At 51.0% G+C, this 894-nt stretch carries 2 protein-coding genes; one reads left to right on the top strand and one right to left on the bottom strand.

Going from position 1 to position 894, the window contains the following annotated elements; genetic code table 11:
- The first annotated feature begins 202 nt into the window (after positions 1–202).
- Positions 203–382 carry a hypothetical protein gene (locus CSQ89_RS21690; protein ID WP_099408000.1) on the top strand — a complete coding sequence of 60 codons (180 nt, stop codon included), beginning with the start codon at positions 203–205 and terminating at the stop codon, positions 380–382.
- Between the two features lie 107 nt (positions 383–489).
- Here the strand turns inward: CSQ89_RS21690 and CSQ89_RS23590 are convergent, their stop codons facing one another.
- Positions 490–615, bottom strand: coding sequence for a hypothetical protein (locus tag CSQ89_RS23590; protein ID WP_255408671.1), 126 nt, complete (start codon positions 613–615; stop codon positions 490–492).
- Positions 616–894 lie beyond the last annotated feature (279 nt).

Below are 894 nucleotides of genomic sequence, written 5' to 3'. Positions count from 1 at the left end.
CTCACAGCTTGCTTGCGCCTTTCGTGCTGTTCTTGCCGCGACAGCTTGCGTCCGTCTTCTTTGTCCATTTCTATCAGTTGGGGGCGGACACCAATAAATCAACCCTTAGTTGCCGGGTGAATAGTTTACTCCCAGCCCTAATTACTTCTTTGTGGCCAAACAGAATATCGTCCTCACGCGCAGGCTGGAGGAAGGGGGGCGCATGATGTTGAAGGACGGCAGTTTTGACGAGATTTTCTGGTGGTACAACGGTGTGAGCATCCTGAAAGCCAAGTTCAATGACCGCCGTATTATCCAGCTTGATAACCCTACCCTGTCTCCTGAACCCCCCTTGAAAGACAAAGCACTGTGGTTCGACCCGGCCAGTGTGAAAGGAAAATAAGTAGCCTGTCCCAATAGAAGGAAGTGAGCTATGTGTTGGGGTGTACGGTGTTTTCTCCATACAAATGAAAGCGCCGGCTTTTGCCGGCGCTTTCATTTGTATGGCGGTTATTTTTGCTTGCCGGTTTCGGCAGGCTTGGTTTGAGAGAGGAATGTACTAGCCGGCGTATTGGCTGGTTTTTCCTTTTTGGGTTTCTTTACTTCCTTGTTGCCTCGCATTTGACCTTTGGCCATGGTGTTCTCCTTCCAGCATGGGCTTGGTGCCGGCTGTTGTTGTCGTACAGGTGGCGGAATCTTTCTTCGCAGTGGTTGCCACAGGGTAAGGAAGTAGCGGCAGACCTGCGTGGCTTGATCATAGGCGCATCAGCGGCGGGGTGTTAGCTTAATAACTGATGTTACGCAGTGCATACGATAACCTGTCGCCATGAAGAACAAAAAACTCGATTTGTACGGGCTTGTCGGCGATGGTAGATGGTGCAGTGAGCCACGACCAGGTCACGCGTTTTTTGTCCA

Origin of the sequence: Chitinimonas sp. BJB300 (assembly GCF_002735695.1) — a bacterium.
GTDB lineage: Bacteria > Pseudomonadota > Gammaproteobacteria > Burkholderiales > Chitinimonadaceae > Chitinimonas.
This window is presented reverse-complemented; position numbering and strand designations above follow the sequence as displayed.